At 34.2% G+C, this 17,367-nt stretch carries 23 protein-coding genes and 3 pseudogenes; 16 read left to right on the top strand and 10 right to left on the bottom strand.

Going from position 1 to position 17,367, the window contains the following annotated elements; translation table 11 throughout:
- Positions 1-226: 226 nt before the first annotated feature.
- The 3 genes and pseudogenes from BP17_RS06560 to BP17_RS06550 all read right to left on the bottom strand — a co-directional run.
- Positions 227-544: pseudogene (locus tag BP17_RS06560) on the bottom strand (IS30 family transposase); the annotation flags it as partial.
- A 243-nt stretch (positions 545-787) separates the two neighbouring features.
- Positions 788-1,078: a type II toxin-antitoxin system mRNA interferase toxin, RelE/StbE family gene (locus tag BP17_RS06555; protein WP_035052763.1), complete on the bottom strand. Its 291-nt coding sequence runs from the start codon at positions 1,076-1,078 to the stop codon at positions 788-790.
- Complete coding sequence (locus BP17_RS06550) at positions 1,072-1,371, bottom strand: type II toxin-antitoxin system RelB/DinJ family antitoxin (RefSeq protein ID WP_035052760.1); 300 nt, start codon at positions 1,369-1,371, stop codon at positions 1,072-1,074. Before BP17_RS06550 ends, BP17_RS06555 begins: the two co-directional genes overlap by 7 nt.
- Before the next feature lie 366 nt (positions 1,372-1,737).
- Here BP17_RS06550 and BP17_RS06545 point away from each other — a divergent pair, with 366 nt between their 5' ends.
- Together BP17_RS06545 and BP17_RS06540 are read left to right on the top strand one after the other, a co-directional pair.
- Entirely contained in the window at positions 1,738-1,932 is a 195-nt protein-coding gene (locus tag BP17_RS06545; RefSeq protein ID WP_035052758.1) for a hypothetical protein, read from the top strand.
- Between the two features lie 88 nt (positions 1,933-2,020).
- On the top strand, positions 2,021-2,485 hold the full coding sequence (locus BP17_RS06540) for a hypothetical protein (protein WP_035052756.1): 465 nt from the start codon (positions 2,021-2,023) through the stop codon (positions 2,483-2,485).
- Between the two features lie 73 nt (positions 2,486-2,558).
- Here the strand turns inward: BP17_RS06540 and BP17_RS13380 are convergent, their stop codons facing one another.
- On the bottom strand, positions 2,559-2,723 hold the full coding sequence (locus BP17_RS13380; protein ID WP_198022517.1) for a hypothetical protein: 165 nt from the start codon (positions 2,721-2,723) through the stop codon (positions 2,559-2,561).
- An 85-nt stretch (positions 2,724-2,808) separates the two neighbouring features.
- On the bottom strand, positions 2,809-3,312 hold the full coding sequence (locus BP17_RS06530; protein WP_084676310.1) for a DinB family protein: 504 nt from the start codon (positions 3,310-3,312) through the stop codon (positions 2,809-2,811).
- 535 nt (positions 3,313-3,847) lie between these two features.
- On the opposite strand from BP17_RS06530, the gene BP17_RS06525 reads away from it, so the two are divergent.
- The 9 genes and pseudogenes from BP17_RS06525 to BP17_RS13275 all read left to right on the top strand — a co-directional run.
- Positions 3,848-4,423 carry a hypothetical protein gene (locus BP17_RS06525; RefSeq protein WP_035052754.1) on the top strand — a complete coding sequence of 192 codons (576 nt, stop codon included), beginning with the start codon at positions 3,848-3,850 and terminating at the stop codon, positions 4,421-4,423.
- A gap of 229 nt (positions 4,424-4,652) precedes the next feature.
- Positions 4,653-4,874, top strand: coding sequence for a type II toxin-antitoxin system RelB family antitoxin (gene relB, locus BP17_RS06520; protein WP_035052752.1), 222 nt, complete (start codon positions 4,653-4,655; stop codon positions 4,872-4,874).
- Positions 4,875-5,147, top strand: coding sequence for a type II toxin-antitoxin system RelE family toxin (locus tag BP17_RS06515; protein ID WP_035052750.1), 273 nt, complete (start codon positions 4,875-4,877; stop codon positions 5,145-5,147). It begins immediately after the preceding gene.
- Positions 5,148-5,299: 152 nt separating this feature from the next.
- Entirely contained in the window at positions 5,300-5,473 is a 174-nt protein-coding gene (locus tag BP17_RS13375; RefSeq protein WP_156956009.1) for a hypothetical protein, read from the top strand.
- A 144-nt stretch (positions 5,474-5,617) separates the two neighbouring features.
- Positions 5,618-6,058, top strand: coding sequence for an ASCH domain-containing protein (locus BP17_RS06510; protein ID WP_035052748.1), 441 nt, complete (start codon positions 5,618-5,620; stop codon positions 6,056-6,058).
- A 151-nt stretch (positions 6,059-6,209) separates the two neighbouring features.
- Positions 6,210-6,434 carry a hypothetical protein gene (locus tag BP17_RS06505; protein WP_051910473.1) on the top strand — a complete coding sequence of 75 codons (225 nt, stop codon included), beginning with the start codon at positions 6,210-6,212 and terminating at the stop codon, positions 6,432-6,434.
- Positions 6,424-6,975, top strand: a pseudogene (locus tag BP17_RS06500) (tyrosine-type recombinase/integrase). The gene BP17_RS06505 and the pseudogene BP17_RS06500 overlap by 11 nt, the downstream one beginning before the upstream one ends.
- Positions 6,976-7,105: 130 nt before the next feature.
- Positions 7,106-7,759 (top strand): helix-turn-helix domain-containing protein, encoded by a 654-nt coding sequence (locus BP17_RS13070; protein ID WP_269544474.1) that lies wholly within the window; start codon positions 7,106-7,108, stop codon positions 7,757-7,759.
- A 381-nt stretch (positions 7,760-8,140) separates the two neighbouring features.
- Positions 8,141-8,275, top strand: a pseudogene (locus BP17_RS13275) (tyrosine-type recombinase/integrase); the annotation flags it as partial.
- Positions 8,276-9,181: 906 nt separating this feature from the next.
- Here BP17_RS13275 and BP17_RS06490 read toward each other — a convergent pair.
- From BP17_RS06490 to BP17_RS06475, 5 genes are all read right to left on the bottom strand, one after another.
- Entirely contained in the window at positions 9,182-9,385 is a 204-nt protein-coding gene (locus tag BP17_RS06490) for a hypothetical protein (RefSeq protein ID WP_035052743.1), read from the bottom strand.
- A 303-nt stretch (positions 9,386-9,688) separates the two neighbouring features.
- Positions 9,689-10,309 carry a putative glycoside hydrolase gene (locus tag BP17_RS13740; protein ID WP_269544473.1) on the bottom strand — a complete coding sequence of 207 codons (621 nt, stop codon included), beginning with the start codon at positions 10,307-10,309 and terminating at the stop codon, positions 9,689-9,691.
- Entirely contained in the window at positions 10,302-10,925 is a 624-nt protein-coding gene (locus BP17_RS13735) for a putative glycoside hydrolase (protein ID WP_269544472.1), read from the bottom strand. Before BP17_RS13735 ends, BP17_RS13740 begins: the two co-directional genes overlap by 8 nt.
- 6 nt (positions 10,926-10,931) lie before the next feature.
- A complete protein-coding gene (locus BP17_RS06480) occupies positions 10,932-11,786 on the bottom strand; it encodes a polysaccharide deacetylase family protein (RefSeq protein WP_035052740.1) in 855 nt (284 codons plus the stop codon).
- A gap of 24 nt (positions 11,787-11,810) precedes the next feature.
- Entirely contained in the window at positions 11,811-12,452 is a 642-nt protein-coding gene (locus BP17_RS06475; RefSeq protein WP_035052737.1) for a YkyA family protein, read from the bottom strand.
- A gap of 256 nt (positions 12,453-12,708) precedes the next feature.
- Here BP17_RS06475 and lspA point away from each other — a divergent pair, with 256 nt between their 5' ends.
- From lspA to BP17_RS06450, 5 genes are all read left to right on the top strand, one after another.
- A complete protein-coding gene (lspA, locus tag BP17_RS06470) occupies positions 12,709-13,170 on the top strand; it encodes a signal peptidase II (RefSeq protein ID WP_035052736.1) in 462 nt (153 codons plus the stop codon).
- A gap of 47 nt (positions 13,171-13,217) precedes the next feature.
- Positions 13,218-14,123, top strand: a complete 906-nt coding sequence (locus tag BP17_RS06465) for an RluA family pseudouridine synthase (RefSeq protein WP_035052732.1) — start codon at positions 13,218-13,220, stop codon at positions 14,121-14,123.
- 234 nt (positions 14,124-14,357) lie between these two features.
- Entirely contained in the window at positions 14,358-14,909 is a 552-nt protein-coding gene (pyrR, locus tag BP17_RS06460; protein WP_035052730.1) for a bifunctional pyr operon transcriptional regulator/uracil phosphoribosyltransferase PyrR, read from the top strand.
- 202 nt (positions 14,910-15,111) lie between these two features.
- Positions 15,112-16,038, top strand: a complete 927-nt coding sequence (locus tag BP17_RS06455) for an aspartate carbamoyltransferase catalytic subunit (protein WP_084676433.1) — start codon at positions 15,112-15,114, stop codon at positions 16,036-16,038.
- Positions 16,039-16,085: 47 nt separating this feature from the next.
- On the top strand, positions 16,086-17,366 hold the full coding sequence (locus tag BP17_RS06450; RefSeq protein WP_035052726.1) for a dihydroorotase: 1,281 nt from the start codon (positions 16,086-16,088) through the stop codon (positions 17,364-17,366).
- The last annotated feature ends 1 nt before the right edge of the window (position 17,367 follow it).

Genomic DNA, 17,367 nt, shown 5'->3' with positions numbered 1-17,367 from the left:
GTGGTGAAAGTCCACTATAGACTTTGCAGTAGGAACTGTTAGTGAATGACAAGAGTGTCCATTGTGAAGTGGAATCTGAAGGAAGTCGGACGCAAACACTCGCACTGATGAACAGAAACCTTGTATAAGGGTGAATTGAGACGGACTAGCTTTTGCATGTTAAGAAAGTATGGCATAGAGGAAGAAGAAGCTTGGGAGGTGTCTAATTCTCGAAAGGGCTATTGGCGAGTGTAGTTTCATCAAAAATTTTTTCTTTGAATTGGCGGAAAAGAGCACTGAATAGACTCTTCTGCCCGACCAATAGTAACGTCAGGAGTCCAACCCTGAGTGACTTTCTCTTTGATGTAGGACTGTTGTTTCTTTGGAAGAACGATTCTTTGACGCCACAATGCCTTTTATTCTCCTTGTATTGTTGGTAATATTCAATTGTCGTATGGCCTTCTTTAAAAAAATTAATGACGGTGTAAATGGGTGTTCGCGCTCGGTTTAAAAAAGTGGCTATTTGGGCAACTGAAATCTTTTGGTGGTAATAAGATTCTATCATCACAAGCTAATCATTGGTAAGATGTGTGTAGGCCATTCATGATCACTACCTGTCTTCTTTAGTTTGTCTAGCTTAATTTTACAATCGGCGCAATATTGTAAAATTTATTTTGTTGTTATTTTTAATACATGAAATTAGATAGAATCGTGTATCCATAAACTAATTAAATTAAAGGCTTATACAAAAAGGGAAACAGCTGCTAAAATCAAGCGGCTGTTTCCCTTTTTATTGCGCAGATAAAAACTAAAAAACATCCGAATGCGTCCCCGTTCGGATAAAAGAGACAAGCTTTTGAGAAGGGTAAAATTTATAGATTAATCGCCAATCGCTATTTCGTCCAGAAATATGACAATCCCAACAATCGAGATAATCTTTTGTCGGCTCTAAAATATGAGCACGGTATTCTTCTTCCGGTAAGGGTACTTCTTCAACGATCATTTGCATAACCGTTTTGAGTTTTTTAAGATGAGCATTTCGTTTCTTTAGTCGTTTCAGGTCTTTTTTGAATTTAGCTTTCTGCTTCATTTCTAACATACCAACAAATCTCCTAAAGCATCTTTAAAAAGATCGTCAACAGAAGTGTAGCTTTTTCCGGTTCCATTTTTGACCATTTCGTCCGATTCCTTAATTGCTGCAAGAGTTTCGGTATTGAATTTTGCTTGTTTTGGTTGAAATGGTAGACCATTTTCTGCAATTACTTGTCTGAAAAAGACTTTAATAGCGTTGCTCGTGTCCATACTTAGGTTATTTAAAACGGCTAAAGCCTGACGTTTAAAGGTTTCGTCAATACGAACTTGTACGACCGCTTTTTTTTGTTTTTTTTCCACTTAAATCGCCGCATTATTAACTTTAATTATGAGCTATTGTAATGCAGATGTAAATACACTGTAGTGCGTTTAATTTTATGTAAATACATGAAATTGCTTATAATAGTGTATACAGAATCTTTAAAATAGATTTTTTTGTATTTTCATTTTATGTAAATTAAAATGATATGTTGATATAGAATATAATGAGAAATGGTATACTATTTGATAACAACTCGTTAGGAGACAATTCAATGTTAACTAAACTGTTAGAAAGAATTAAAAAAAATTGGATTAATAGAAAATGGCTCATTTATGGAACTACTTTTGCCTTCTTGATTAATTACCTTTTAAAATTATTTTAAATAAGGACAGGGGAAAATTGATATGAAAACAATGAAAATACTCGTTCATTTGGTTTCGATTGTGTTGTTAATTGTACTTGGATTTTTATATGCTGCATATGCCAAACGTGACGGTAGCTTATTATGGATCCCTGGTGTTTTATTATTTTTTGGAATTTGTTTTAATTGGTACCTTTATTCGAGATTGTTTAATAAATTAAGTAAGGATAAAAAGTGAATACGTATAAAAGATACATGAAATTACATATAACCTTGTATTGAGTATAATGCCAGGCTTATTTGTTTATGAAGAAGGGAGGATTTAGATGTCTTCATACATATATTTATCCAGCGATGCGTTATTACCAGATGGACCTATTGGAGATAAAGGTTTAAAAGTTTTTCAAACTACATTTTATCCTTCATTAATTTCTATGGAATCTTTTTTCTTTGAAAACAACTATGATACAGATGAACAAAAAGTTTTAAACTTTAGCAAATATTTTTCTTCTGAAAAGTATCAAGTAGCTTCCATAGATTTAAATTTACCGGAGAAAGATGACAAAAAAATAAGTAAAAGAAATAAAAAAGCTCTAGAGGAGCTTTTGGGATATATAAAAAATCATTTTGATAATAGTAATGCCAATTATGTTGAAATATTATTTTGTTTAAATGGTTTTGAAAATGCCCCTTTAAAACATAGTTATTCTATCAACTACAATGAATTATCTGCAAATGATTTATTTTATGAAGAATTAAAATTTTTAACAATAAAAATAAACAATACATGAAATTTGATAAAGTCATGTATTGTAAAACAAGAGCTCTAACACTTTTCATTATAGTGTTAGAGCTTTTGTTTAGTTAATTTGTACGATTTTCAGCGATTTTATAGACGGTTTCTTTATCTCTTTTTCTAATAACAACAACTTGGATCACTTCAAATTTACCTTGTACTTCTCTAAAAATAACACGAAGTCTCATTTTTTTATTTTTCAATTTATTACATTGAGCTAAAGAGCCATGCAACGAATAGGCCTTCTGATCTACCGCAACTAAATACACAACGAATAAGCTGTAATTAAGCGAGAAAGTTAATTAATCGCACTTTCTATTATTCATTAATCACCAAACGACGTGTATAAATGGCTTGTCCTGAATGCATAACGGCATCATCAATAATAGAAATAAGTCGAGCTTGATGAGTTACTGGTGGCGACCAATTTTCATCAACAATTTTATCTAAAGTATCTTCATTTAAATTATCTAGATAATCCTTTGCTAATTTGATACTGACATCTAAATAATCACTTAAGAGATTTTTGTCAGAAACGGTGACTTTTTCAGCTTCCTCTGATGTATGTTTGTATTCGAGCGTATCATCTGGGAGTGGCAAATCAAAACGTTTATTCCACCCATTACTTGTATACATTGCTTCTTCGCCTTTTAGATCAGAAATCTGCATATCAATTTCACGAGCAGTATGCCAAAAGAGCCAAGTTACTGATTTAAGTAAAGGATGTGGCATTTTATTGGCCTCTTCTACCGTCATTTTGTCCAAAGTTTCTTCAAAACGTTCTTGAACACGATCTAATAGTTCTACTTGTATAGTTGTCATCTCTATCACTCCTTGAAGTGATTTTACCACCAACCAAAAGATTTGTTAATTAAAACGCCAGAAATCAAAAAGTGAATTTTTCTCTATTATCAAATAATCTAAAGGGCAAAAGGAGTTCTCAATTTAAGTGTTCCTCTCTTCTTTATATAAAGTTAATTTATTGAGATCTTAGGGCAATAATTGCATTTTCAATAATATCTTGTTGAGTATCCTGAATTAGAAATTTCGTTTCTAGACACTCTTTTATTTCTTCAACAAGGACCTGAATAGTGCTATTGATTAGTACGTGGCTGTTTTCTGATGGCATGATGATCACCTACTACTTGTTATAGTTAATAACGAGTAGATAATAAAAAGTGTTACCTAAGAATAACAAGTACAAATATATTTGTACTTGTTTAGATACATGAAATTACATAGAATCATGTATATAGAATATTATTAAAACAGGTTTATCTTTTTATGTTCACATTTTTCAACATTAAATAATGTATACTATTTTATAAGTAATTTAATATTAAAGGAGAGTGAAAAAATGAAAAAAAAGAGCTTATTTATTTGTTGCTTACTCATTATTTTAACTACTGTAGGAGCTTGTTCCTCAAAATCTGAAGAGGATTCAAATGTTCAATCTATTAAAACTGTTTTAAAAGAAGCTTTAACGGCTCCAAATGAACAACTAGTAAATGCAATATTAGGCCCTATAGATAAAGTACAATCGGGTGAGGAAGTAACGGAATCAGCTGTTTTGAAATCTGAAAACGATCTGGATACACTTTTAAAAGATACATATGAAGATTATTTTACAGAATATGGGTATGAAAAATTTACTATCCAAACTTCAATTCCTTCAAGTTATTCATTGTATGCAGATGGTGCAGGATACCAAATAATTGTCAAAAATGTTGAAGTGACTAAAGATAAAGAGAATCCTAACAGATATTCTTTCAAAGTAACACTAGAATATACTACAGATGAAGACGAGACGAAGAACGTTGTTGCAACTGGTCGAGCTGAGTTTGAAGATGGAAAAATAGCTTCTTTAGATATTAATGACGATGGAGATTTACTAGAAAAAATGTCTTCTGAAGCGATTATAGTAGAACCTTAAATACTCATTAATAAGATTTTATCCTCTCAATTCAGATAACACTAAGAAAACATTTGAAATACATGAAATTATATAGAATAGTGTATCCATAACCTATCAAGGTTATGGATTTTTTTCGCTAATTAGAGTTAATTTTTGAGTGAGCTAATCCATTTTATAGAGAAAATAGATTGAAATTCCTCTTCTTTTGTATTACAATGTATATACAAAAGAAGAGGAGTTGATTCTAATGACTGTAGTATCCCTAAGAATTGATAACCAAGAAGATCAACTAATCAAAGAATATGCTAAAGCTAATAATATCTCTGTTTCAGCTTTATTTAGAAATGCTGTTTTAGAAAAAATTGAAGATGAAATTGATTTGAGTTTATATAACCAAGCTATGTCTGAGCACAAAGAAAATCCGCAAAGTATTTCTTTTGAAGATATGCTAAAGGAGTTAGCGGATTAAATGAATTCACGTTATCAAGTAACGTTTGAAAAAGGAGCACAAAAAGCTTTAAAAAAGATGGATAAACACCAATCTCTTTTAGTTATGGGATGGATTCAAAAGAATCTAGTGAATTGTACAGATCCTAGGAAACAAGGAAAAGGACTGACCGCCAATCGTTCAGGAGAATGGCGGTATAGAATTGGAGATTATCGCTTAATTGCCGATATCAATGACGAGACAGTCATTATTTTAATGTTAGAGATTGGCCACAGGAAAGATATTTATAAATGATTCATTAAAATTCAGTCTAGCAGATTAATAATAAAAAAAATCGACTACTTAAAAAATAGTCGATTTTTTTTATTAATTGTACGGAATATTTTTATTTTTTAAACATACTGTATAATTAAAGCAATAGAATAAAAAAACGGGAGTGATTTGATATGAGAACTAAAAAACAATTTGCTATTGGATTAACATTAGTAATACTAGCCGTTATGCTAAAAATGACTATAGATTTTACACCAGCTGTAGATAATTTAATTTTGCTATTTTTTGTGCTACTTGGATGTTGGTTCTATTATGAGAATGCTAAAAAAAAGGATAAGAATAAATAAATGCTCAAATAAAGTCTTTTTATCAATTTAGATATTAGATATTAGATACATGAAATTACATAAAATCATGTATCAAGTAGTAATCGTATCTTGAAATTTGAATAGAATAACTCATAATTGAAGATAGCCAAGGGGGAGATTTTTATGGAAGCAAAACAAATGTGGGAGAATTTTATAAAACAACAGTCAGAATATAAGGATAGCAGCTACAATGCATGGAGTTTTGGAGCCATTCCTGATGAACTAGCAGAATTGACATTGCAAGGTATTAAAACTGCTACAGCTTCAGCTTATGAGTTATATGCATTAGATAGTGATCCATTGCCACAAGTAAATGATTTTAACATTATATTAGATAGCAAAGATGAGGCTTTTTGTATAACAAAAACTACCAAAGTTTCGATTATTCCATTTCTTGAAGTTTCTGAGAAGCATGCCTTTAAAGAAGGCGAAGGCGATAAATCATTAGAATCTTGGAGAAAAGAGCACACTGAATTATTTACAAAATGGTATGAAGAAGGAAATCTTGAGATTCATGATAACATTCCAGTTGTTTGCGAAGAATTTCAAGTAGTTTATAAATAATTATTTTTTATGGATACATGAAATTGGATAAAAACGGGTATCCAGAATCCTACCTCTATAGGGTTCTTTTTTTTATAGTGCTCTCCAATACACGATTTCGTGATATGATAGACAAAAGCATGTGTTAAATTTAAATTATGGAGGACTTAAGATGAAGGAAAAAGCAAAAGACATTTTATTAACAATCATAACAGTTATTTTGGCTATTTTTTTAACTTTTTTCACTCAAAGTCAGTTACCTATGCTAGATTTTTTAACAGTAGGGAATAGTTTAGTTAGTTGGGGATACTTTTTAATCTTCTATGTAATATACTTTTACATTATATCTAAAATTATATTTTTTGTTAAAAGTAAGTGGGGTCATAATGAGTTATAACGTCCAACCATTAAGAACGCAGCAAGAAATAAACGACTTTTTATTTTGTTTAAGGCGCAATAAAAATGCGAATCGGGACGTTTTCCTATTTTGATCGTGATTAATAGCGGTTTACGTATGTCAGACATTATTAAATTAAAGAAAAAAGACCTGATTTCCTCAAAAACCCCCCGTATTGTCGAAAATAAAACAGGAAAAACACGTATTTTATATTTGAGTAGTTTGCAGGACTTGATCCAAGATTATACAAAAGACCTAGAACCAGAGGACTATTTGTTTCCCAGTACTAAAGGTGGGCATTTAGAAGTCAATACAGTCTACCAGATGTTTCAAAAGGTCGCTAAGCTGTTAGTAAGAGACGATATTTGGCCACACACGTTGCGCAAGACAGTTGGTTACCAACTATTACAAGAAAACCAAAGACGTGGCCACACTGATGGAAATATTCGGTCACAGCAGCGAGGAAATCACGAAACGCTATATCGGGATCAATGAAGATGGAATCAGCGAGACTTTATTGAATTTTAGATTAGGTTTTTAATTTATGGAGATGAGAAATAAACTACCACTTATAAATTTTAATTTTGTCTCTATTTCTAGTATAGTATGGTTATATATAAAATTTGCAATTTACCATTACTGTTGCTACTTTTAATTAAACTTATGGTTAATTGAATGAGGAGGAAACTCTAATAGAAATATGGGAAAGAATAAAACAGAAGCGGAAAGAATTTGGTATGACCCAAGAAGAGTTGGCTAAGAAAACTAATGTTGCTCATTCTACAGTTTCTGACTGGGAAATTGGAAGTCAGTATCCTGATATTCAAACCATTGTTTTGTTATCTGATGAATTGAACATTTCTTTAGATGAATTGTTAAAGAATGATAAATTCTTAGTAAAAAAAATCACCAAAGATACAAACGTAAGAAAGAAAAACAAAAAGACAATAATTATTTTGTCTATTCTTATAATTTTGATTAGTCTAGTTGCTGTTTGGATTTCAACAGGACAACCCGGTCGAGTAGAAACAATTTCTAACTATAATCAAATTAAGTCTGCTTCTTTAGAAAATAATGATGAAGGGTATACTTTAGAGTTGAAAGTTAATTATCTCCCGGCATATAGAACGCTCTCTCTCTATTCATTAGACCGAACTGAAGGAGGAAAAGAAGTTAATTTAATGTTACGAACTGACCTCAATTTATTACGTGCAAACAGTGAGGAATTAAAAGTAAGATGGGATAATTCTTTTGCTGAAAAGGCTGAAACGCTTAACATTGTCGATGACAAAGGAAAACCAATTTATATTATTAAAATTCCTTAAAATTACATAATTTGTTTAATATGCCTTTTTAAGACAGATTAGAAATAAAAAATGAAAGAAGTTTTTTTAATGATGAGTTACATATTAATTTCGGTTATGGTCTTTCTAATTTTGATGAAAATAATCGCTATGATTAAAGTTTCAAAAGATAATTTTTCTTCCGCAATAGTGAGGTACTGAACTATTGCACCTTTTAAATTAAAAGATTTTAAAGAATTATCTAGAGAACAACAAAAAATTGGAAATTTCCATCTACATAAGTAGTAGTTTAGACATACTAATTGCGGTTATTACTATACTAGTTACACCTTGGGCAACAACAGGATTATTTTTAATATTAGCTTTAATATTGTACCTAAATCCACTATTATTTAGTAATTATATGAATTAACCAAAGACGTGGCCACTCTGATGGAAATTTTTGGTCATAGTAGCGAGAAAATCACGAAGCGCTATGTTGGAATCAATGAAGTTGAAATTAGCGAGACGTTATTAAATTGCTGTTTGGGATTTTAATTCATACAATTGTATTGTTTTTTTTAAAAAATTATGATAGTCAAAAGTTTAGTAGAAAAGATTGGAACCCCACATACTAATAGAAGAAGCTCCTCTGTAATTCGCAACTTCTTTGCCAACAATCGCATTTAAATTAAACTTGTTAGCCATTAAGTAAGAGTTGATTTTTCTACTTAATTTTACACAAATAAGTTTTTAATCATCCCCATCAGAAATCTTTTTAGCCTAGTCAAATAATGCTTGAGAAAATTCACTATCTTTTTTTATTTCTGGATCTGAATAGGCTTTGCTAATGGCATCTATAATTTTTTATTCATCATTATTCTTCATAAATTAGCTCCTTTCTCGTATTAAGATCATTAATCATTTTGGAGCCAACCACTAACTATAATTGTACCCATTTTACTCTGTGCTTTATTCCAGTCTACCCACTATTTGGATAATCAATTGCAACTTCTATATTCTAGAATCAAACAACAAACCTAATCCACTTACCAAAATAAAAACTGTTACAAACTCAATTATTTTTTTCATAATGAACTATTCTATGTAACTTTTTGGTGTCATTATAGATTTCTGTTTTTTATTAAGTTCTAAAATAGAGAGCAAAGAAACTATAAACGTATAAAAATATTGAAATAGATGTTATTATATACATTGCTTTTTCGAATGCTGTTAGTGATTGGTTCTTTCGCTTTCTTCGTAAACTTATATAATAAATTAGTGTGCTTAAAAGTAACAAGATTGTTGCTACTTCATTGATATTTTCTAATAAAGTAATCACTAGTAGTTCAGTTCTCCTTATCCTACTTTTATAGTTATCCGTTAAAAAAAAGTTAGTTATGATTAGATAATGACAAGTATAAAGAAAATGGTCTGTAAACTTAAAAGTGAAAAAGTAGCGTATTATTTTTTACGATTGTAGATAAATTGTTTGATCAAGATTTCAAGTATTTTATATGTAAATAACATTAGTCCAAGGGCTAAAGCTAAGGAACTTAATTGCATTAAAAAGCTACCTATAGTCGTATGAAGTACATTATTCAAAATAAATGTTACAGCTGCATATGAAATTGCTAGGATCCAAAATTGTTTTTTGTTTATTTTCATTATGTCACTCCTTTAGTACAAGAAAAAGTCTATTTTTATTGTCATGCTGCTTGAAAAAATATGTATAATTATTTTTTGATAAAAACCTTCTAAAAGATTCGATCATATAATATATTCTGAATCAAAAAACAAAATTAAACAACCGTCATTTTAAACTTTGCAGCAGACTAAAAAATAAAAGAGCCCACTGATAATTCAATAGTTAACATAAAAACCAGTAACCAAAGTACCCCCTCCATAATAGAAGGGGGTACTTTGGTTACTGGTTTGAAAAAGATATGAAGCTTTTTATTATATGCCTGTTTATTCCATATTATAATTGACGCCTGGCGTATAACTGTTAGAAGCATCCCAAAGCAAGAATTCATTTACTCCCGCGTCATGCAAAGCACGTATTTGATCTTCGACTTGCGCTGCACCATAGTTTTGGTAATTTCCTGCTCCTAAGTAAGAAGCGGTAAAATCTTGCAACCAAGGTCTAGATTTAGGCGGTGTGTCTAATCCCGAAAGTAAGTTATTTTCTACTTTCATATATTCAGAGACCAAATTATAAGGTTCTAAATCAGGTTTGTTGATCCCAAAGTAAGCGTTCCAATGGCTTGGGTAAATCATTGAAGAAATGACATCCACATTTTCAGAGATTTTAGCAAAGTTTTGTCCGATACCAGGTGCTTCTGGAACAGTAGCGGCATAACCAAAGATATCTACCGAAATTTCAACACCATATGGATCTAACTCTTCACGAGCATATTTCACGAAATCACCAACCGCTGTAACTCGCTGTTGAACGTCATCTAAGTCGCTAGTTTCGTAATCGCCAAGAGAGTAGTTCAATGATTCGCTCTCGTTTTCAAAACCTTCTGGGAAGCGAACATAATCAAATTGGATTTCTTTAAAGCCCATTTTAGCAGCTTGTTTAGCCACTTCGATATTGTAATCCCACACCTCTTTCGATATTGTAATCCCACACCTCTTTAGAAAAGGGATTAACAAAAGCATCTCCATTACCGTTTTTCCAAACAGTGCCGTCTGCTTTTTTAAATGAAAGGTCAGGTTTAGCTTCGGCTAATAAGGTGTCTTTAAATACCACAACACGAGCGATAGGGTAGATTTCATTTTCTTCAAGTTGTTTCATCATAGACGCTGGATCAGAAACGTAATTTTGAGTACTCTTTTGAACGATCTCATTTTCAGATTTAAGATCCATTGTCATATGTCCAACATCATCTTTGACGTCAATGACCATAGCATTTAAGCCACTAGAATGAACAAAGTTCGTTAATTCTTTCAGTTTATCTGTTCCACCAGCCGAATAGGCCGTAACATAAATGCCTTTGACGCCATTTTCGGGATAGACAATATCAACTCCGCTATCATAAATAAATTTTGAAGGAAATTCAGCAGGAGTGTTCAAGATGGGTTTTGTATTTATTTCTAGTAAAGTCGGTTCAGGATTTTCCTCAGCAGATACAACAAGAGGGGAGAACCCAACAGTTGCTGTTGCTAGTAATCCAAGCCAGAATGATGCTTTGTTTTTCATAGTCATTTATTCCTCTCTTTCAGGTAGTTCAATAAGTTTAGGATCCGCTAATGTATAACCTTTGTCAATCAAACCTTCCGCAATTGAAAGGACTGCTTCATTAGTCCACTTACGATCATGCATCAATAAGTTGGCTCCGTCATTTAAATACTCGGTGTTTAGCATGATATCCGTTAAGGCTTCACTAGTTTGATAATCAGCTTCCCAGTCGTATCCATAAGTCCAATTCATTGAAACCATGCCTTCTTCTGCCATAACAGTGTCTGACATTTCAGTTGTTACCCCATGTGGTGCACGGAAGAAGTGCGGCTTTTCACCTGTTACTTCATAAATCAATTCATTGGTTTTTAAAATTTCTTCTCGTTGTTCTTCAGGACTGATCGTACTTAAGTTGGGGTGAGTTTGGGTATGATTCCCAATGTCAAATCCCATATCATAAAGTTGTTTTAACTTTTCTTTTCCTTCATCTGATTCTATGTACATCCCGTTTACAAAGAAAATGGCAGGTGCGTTAATTGATTTTAATTTTTCAGCTATCTCTACCGCATGTTGGTCAGGAGAGTCATCAAAAGTTAAAAGAGCCACTTTCGAGTCGCTTTCTGCATCAATTGGTTCAACAACTGAAGTAGCCGCGTTGATTCGATAACGGTAAGCTTCTTGTTTCTCAGGGACTTCTTGGTCAGCTTCTGTTGACCGTTGAACGGTACTACTTGCTTCATTGGCCGCTTCTTCAATTAGTTGACTTTCACTCGTGACAGCAACAACTGAACTGCGCGTATCTTGATCTGCTGCGCTAGACGTTTGGCATCCACTTAAGACAAAAGCACTCATAAGGGATACTCCTAATAAGATTCTTTTCACTTTAAGGACTCCTTTGTAGTTAAGTTAGTTTGAAGATTCATCTAATTTATTAAGAGATTCTGTTGTGTTGTTATACACATCTTGGACTTCAACCAGTTGTTGATCCAATTGTAAGAGCACTTCTTTTGTTTTGCTATCATGTTCATTGATCGTTTCCATGCCAGTAGTGAGTGTTTCATAAGTGGCTTCCTCTTTACCAAGATCTGTAAAGTATGTTTCTTGCTCTGCTAATACTGTTTCATAATGAGTGACATATTCCTCTAGTGTACCCGTTAATTCTGCCATACTCGTTGTTAATCTATCTATCTCATCTTGTGGCAATTTAGCGCTTGTTTTTTCGTCTAAGAGAATCTGTTCATCTTTCATAGATGAGGTCGTTTCTTTTAGTTTTGAAAGAGAGTTGGAACGAGTAGCAACATTTTCAAAAACACTAGAAGTCCCATCTGCAAGAGTACTCAAAGACTCATCTTGAGAGAGAGTTGTTTCAAAGGCACTTTGCAAACTTTTTTCTTGCTCGGTAATGGCATTTAAGTCACTAACGATTTGTTCTTTTTGACTGTCAACTGATGAAGTTGATTCTAAAGCTTCTGCAACATCATTGTTTCCACAAGCAGCTAAAAAAAACGATACTGCAAATAGATGTGTCACTAAGTATTTTTTCTTCATTTTCTACAAAACTCCTTTATAGTTTAACCACCATTGATTTAATAAAAGCCTGTCCAAAAAATCCACTAGCATATTCAGGTTTAAATGAACAACTTTTTTCATTATAGCAAACGCTTCATGTTTTCTAAAGCAATATGCGCAATTATTTAATCTAGAAAAGCAACCGATAAAAAAATAAAAAACTATCTCTTGACTAGAGAATCGTGTAAAATGGCAGAGTAAGTGTAAAACAGAATGAGGTAAAGAGAGGGCTAATATGTTTATATATTATATCTTAGCAGCCATCATAGTGGCCGTTGATCAGTTCACTAAATATTTAACCGTGCAAAATATTGACTTATTTGAAATAGTAGAAGTTATTCCAAATGTCTTATCTTGGATGTACATTCAAAATTCCGGCGCGGCTTGGAGCATTTTAGAAGGGCAGATGTGGTTCTTTTATCTTGTAACCATCGTAGTAGTAAGTGTGGTTATTTATTATTTGCAAAAATTTGGCAAACAAAGCCGCTTATTTTCCACTGCGTTAGCACTTATTTTAGCTGGTTCAGTAGGGAATTTCATTGACCGCATTCGATTTGAATATGTTATTGATATGGTTCGTTTAGAATTTATTAATTTTCCGATTTTTAATGTAGCGGATATGTCTTTAAGCGTTGGAGTTTTCCTAATGATTATTTTTGTTTTCATAGACGAAAGAAATGAAAAAAAGAAACACTAAACCATTTTTATATTTCAAAGAGAAGGTTTAAAAAAAGGAGATCAAGTATGTTACAAGAACATAATTTTATTATCAAAGAAGAAACGGGCCGTTTAGATAAAGTGTTGACTGAATTGTTGCCAACTATCACCCGTTCACATATCCAACAATGGATCAAAGAAGGACAAGTACTAGTAAATGGCGAACAATTAAAATCCAATTACAAAGTACAAGTGGGAGACACTATTGTCGTTATCGAACCAGAGCTTGTCTCTTTAGAAGTGCTTGCAGAAAATATCCCCATCGAAATCGTTTACCAAGATGACGTTGTCGTAGTGGTAAATAAAGCACAAGGAATGGTCGTTCATCCTTCTGCTGGTCATCAAACAGGAACCTTAGTGAATGCATTGATGTACCACATCACAGATTTGTCTGGAATCAATGGGACTATTCGTCCTGGGATCGTTCACCGTATCGACAAAGATACTTCTGGTTTGTTGATGGTTGCTAAAAATGATGTCGCTCACGAAAAATTGGCCGCTCAATTAAAAGATAAAACCTCTTTGAGAGAGTATATTGCCCTCGTTCATGGTGTGATCCCTCATGAAAAAGGAACGATCGATGCTCCACTGGGACGCTCAAAATTAGACCGTAAAAAACAAGATATTATTGATGGCGGAAGAGAAGCTGTCACCCACTTTACTGTTCTTGAACGGTTTAAAGACTTCACGTTAGTTTCATTGAAACTAGAAACGGGCAGAACGCACCAAATCAGAGTGCATATGAAATATATTGGTTATCCGTTAGCTGGAGATCCAATCTATGGCCCTAGAAAAACCTTAGAAGGCAAAGGACAATTTTTACATGCCCAAGTACTAGGATTCAAACATCCAACGACTGATGAATTTCTTACTTTCGAGGCGCCGTTACCGCAATTGTTTGAAGAGACATTAACAAAACTAAGAGAAGAATAAGTTTTTAATTGACTTTTTTAAAGACGCTCTGTATAGTCAGTGGTAACAGAACAATAAAATTTATCCTTTAATCCTAGTCCTGTGAGACTAAGAAGGAGCATAGTAAGAAAAGGCAATTCTGCCTTCTCTTATATTACTCAACCGTAATATGCCCTCTTCGACCATTAAAGGTTAAGAGGGCATTTTTTATTGGCCAATTCTATTAAAGTGGTATGAAAAGTTGGAGGGAAAAACATGTCAATCAAATCAGAAGTAGAAGTAGTCGATCAAGCTGCTGTAAAACGTGCCTTAACTCGTATTACGTATGAAATCATTGAAAGAAATAAAGGAATCGAAGACCTCATTCTAATTGGTATCAAAACACGCGGCATTTATCTTGCGCGGAGAATCGCTGATCGAATCAAACAATTAGAAGGTGTGGATATTCCTGTAGGAGAAGTAGATATTTCGCTTTACCGAGATGATGTCCATTCAAGTTCTGCTGCTGAACCTCAAATAAACGGCTCAAACATCCCTGTATCCATTGAGGGCAAACAAGTGATTTTGGTTGATGATGTCTTGTATACAGGTCGAACGATTCGTGCAGCTTTGGATGCTTTAATGGATTTTGGTCGCCCAAGCAAAATTTCTGTAGCAGTACTCGTCGATAGAGGGCACAGAGAACTGCCAATTCGTGCGGACTTTGTTGGTAAAAACATCCCAACCTCTTTAGAAGAACAAATCAAAGTCGGTGTCGAAGAACTTGACGGAGAAGATCATGTTCTGATTCAAAAACTAACTAAATAACAATCAAATGAAACTTTAAATTAGCCCAGTGAGACTAATAAGGTCATGACTATAATATCGCCTAGATTTTGTGCTGAAAATGTACAGCCAACACGAAATCAGGGAGAATTATGCTAGAACCTAAAGTTCTCAATAAAACTTTAGGTTCTTTTTTTATACCGTCTGGCTACTCTCACAAAAAAAGACCAGGAGGAAAAAGATGATGACTAAAATTGCTGCACCAATTTCTTTAAACCATTTTGTTTCTGTAGAGGATCTGACCAATAAAGAAGTACTGACTTTAATTAAACGGGCAATGCAATTTAAAAAAGGAACGATTTTGCCTCCATTAGTGGAACCTCTTTATGCGGTAAACTTGTTTTTTGAAAATAGCACGCGTACCCATAAAAGTTTTGAAATGGCGGAAAAGAAATTAGGCATTGAAATCATTGACTTTGAACCTTCCACAAGCAGCATCAAAAAAGGGGAGAGCCTTTACGACACAGTATTGACCATGTCAGCTTTAGGAACGAACATTGCAGTCATTCGTGACAGTAAAGAAGCTTTCTATACGGAATTGATTACTAGTCCTTCCATTAAATGCGCCATCATCAATGGAGGAGACGGCACAGGTCAGCACCCAAGCCAATGTTTACTGGATTTAATGACGATTTATGAGGAATATGGCCATTTTGACGGCTTGAAAATAGCCATTGTAGGCGATTTGAAACATTCAAGAGTCGCTAAGTCAAACATGACTATGCTAAAGCGTCTTGGAGCAGAAATATTCTTTTCTGGTCCGGTTCAATGGATAGACGAGTCTTTTAGTGACTATGGCACCTATGTAGCGATGGATGAGCTGGTACCTGAAGTAGATGTTGTGATGTTGTTGCGTGTGCAGCATGAACGTCATGAAATCCACGAAGCAGTCAGCATTGAAACGTATCTGACTGATTATGGCTTGAACGAAACACGGGAACAAAAAATGCAACCTTCAGCGATCATCATGCATCCAGCACCGGTCAATCGCGATGTGGAATTGCAAAGCTCACTTGTTGAGTGTGACCGGTCAAGAATCGTGACCCAGATGTCAAATGGCGTATTTACCAGAATGGCTATTTTAGAAGCCATCATCGCTGGACGAAACTAAGTTAACTTAAAAAACTGCTATTAATGCTTACCTCAGGAGATGACTAGATGATTTGGATAAAAAATGCCACCATGTTGAATCAAAAAGAAGAATATATGCCCATTGAATTGTTGATCAAGCAAGAAACGATTCAAGCCATTGGAGAAGATCTGGCTGCGCTTAGTTCAGCCACAGATGAAATCATTGATGCTCACGGAGCATTCGTTACACCAGGTTTGATCGATGTCCATGTTCATTTAAGAGAACCAGGTTTTTCTTACAAGGAAACCATCAAATCAGGCACGATGGCAGCCGCACGCGGTGGATTTACAACCATTTGTGCCATGCCAAATGTACAACCAGCACCGGATACAGCTGAAAAAATGAACGCTTTACAAGCAAAAATAACCCAAGATGCTGTTGTAAAAGTGAAGCAATATGCGCCACTTACAATGGACTTACGCAGTGACACCTTGACCAACCAAACCGATTTATTAGCAGCAGGAGCTTTTGCCTTCACAAATGACGGTGTAGGAGTTCAAACAGCTGGTACGATGTATCTAGCCATGAAAGAAGCCGCCAAAAATCAAACGGTTGTCGTGGCCCATACCGAAGATGATTCGCTATTGTTTGGCGGGGTGATGCATGAAGGAACGCGCAACAAGGAATTGGGGCTGCCAGGGATCCTGAATGTGACTGAAGCCAGTCAAATCGCACGAGATGTTTTGTTGAGTGAGGCAACCGGAGCTCACTACCATGTTTGCCATGTTTCAACAAAAGAAAGCGTGCGGGTCATTCGTGATGCCAAACGGGCAGGTATCAACGTAACGGCTGAAGTAAGCCCACATCATTTGTTGTTAACGGAGAACGATATCCCAACGGACTCTAGCATCTATAAGATGAATCCTCCATTGAGAGGAGAAGAAGATCGGCAAGCGTTGCTCGATGGATTACTAGACGGCACAATCGATTTGATCGCAACAGATCATGCGCCGCATAGTCAAGCAGAAAAAGCAGGGGGTATGGTGGGTTCACCCTTTGGGATTGTGGGCAGTGAAACAGCTTTCTCATTGTTGTACACCTATTTGGTTGAGACAGGGATCGTAACGCTTGCTCAACTGATCGATTGGATGGCTTACAAACCAGCAAAAGTATTTCAGTTAGCCGGCGGAACGCTTGGAATTGGTCAAAAAGCGGATCTAGCTTTCTTCGATTTAACCACTACCAAAAAAATCAGAGCCGAAGAGTTTCTTTCGTTAGCCAGCAATACCCCTTTTATCGGATGGGCTGTTAAAGGGACAACAACCATGACGTTTGTCGATGGCAAATTAGTCTATCAGGAGGGATAAA

Source organism: Carnobacterium pleistocenium FTR1, from assembly GCF_000744285.1.
GTDB classification, from domain to species: domain Bacteria; phylum Bacillota; class Bacilli; order Lactobacillales; family Carnobacteriaceae; genus Carnobacterium_B; species Carnobacterium_B pleistocenium.
Note: the sequence above shows the minus strand (reverse complement) of the source record. Positions and strands in the feature narration are given on the sequence as shown.